The organism is Vibrio sp. 2130-1, from assembly GCF_033339515.1.
This window is the reverse complement of record NZ_JAWOUT010000157.1, coordinates 1-829: the sequence shown is the minus strand read 5'-3', so window position 1 is coordinate 829 and position 829 is coordinate 1. Positions and strand designations below refer to the sequence as shown.

Annotated in this window: 2 protein-coding genes and 1 pseudogene; all 3 read right to left on the bottom strand. The window is 48.1% G+C overall.

From position 1 onward, the window contains the following. Nucleotides 1–161 (bottom strand): flagellar biosynthetic protein FliR (locus tag R7Q09_RS24875; protein WP_318143787.1); only part of this gene is annotated, 161 nt, incomplete at its 3' end. Beyond that, nucleotides 161–430: a flagellar biosynthesis protein FliQ gene (fliQ, locus tag R7Q09_RS24870; protein WP_005462792.1), complete on the bottom strand. Its 270-nt coding sequence runs from the start codon at nt 428–430 to the stop codon at nt 161–163. The genes fliQ and R7Q09_RS24875, both read right to left, overlap by 1 nt. 12 nt (nt 431–442) lie before the next feature. Next, nucleotides 443–829, bottom strand: a pseudogene (locus R7Q09_RS24865) (flagellar biosynthetic protein FliP); the annotation flags it as partial.

Sequence of the window (829 nt, the reverse complement as noted above, 5' to 3'; positions counted from 1 at the left end):
GCTGTGATGACCACGATAGAGAGTGCTAATAAGCTGCGAACCCAAATCGGAATCAACGCGTCACCAAAAAATGGCATGGATAAAAATACCGCTCCCACACGAAAAAACGGCCACCAAAGTTGACCGAGAATCGCGGAGAGGTCTGCAAATGTGATGGCCATCAGCCAATCATCCCCGGAATGTTGTGGAACAAAAAATCAAACAACTCCATGATTTTGCGAAGAATCCAGTGTCCTGCAAAAATCACCATCAACAGAGTGACGATCAGACGTGGTAAAAAGCTCAATGTCTGTTCGTTGATTTGCGTTGCCGCTTGGAATACGGCAATACCCAAACCCACAATCAGGCCTGGCACTACCAGTACGGCCACCATCAAGATGATGAGCCATACCGCATCAGAAAATAGAGTAACGGTTAATTCAGGTGTCATCATGGGCTCCTGTTAACCGAAACTGGCTGAAAGAGTGCCGACCGTCATCGCCCAGCCATCGACCAGAACGAACACCACCAACTTGAATGGCAAAGAGACGATAAGTGGTGACAGCATCATCATACCCATGGCCATCAAAACCGATGCCACAACCAAGTCGATGATCAAGAACGGCAGAAACAACATAAAACCGATTTGGAACGCCGTTTTCAGCTCCGAGGTGATAAAAGCGGGAATCAACACCGCCATCGACACATCTTCTGGATTGGTTACTTGCTCGCCCGACATATTTACGAAGGTTTCCAAATCCTTGATACGCGTTTGCTTAAGCATGAAGGCCTTCATCGGCACTTGCGCTGCATCGAATGCTTCGCGCGCTGTCACTTGTTCGTTGAGGTA

Excerpts from the sequence above, each read along its gene's own strand:
- fliQ (WP_005462792.1), bottom strand. The coding sequence starts at position 430 with ATGACACCTGAATTAACCGTTACTCTATTTTCTGATGCGGTATGGCTC.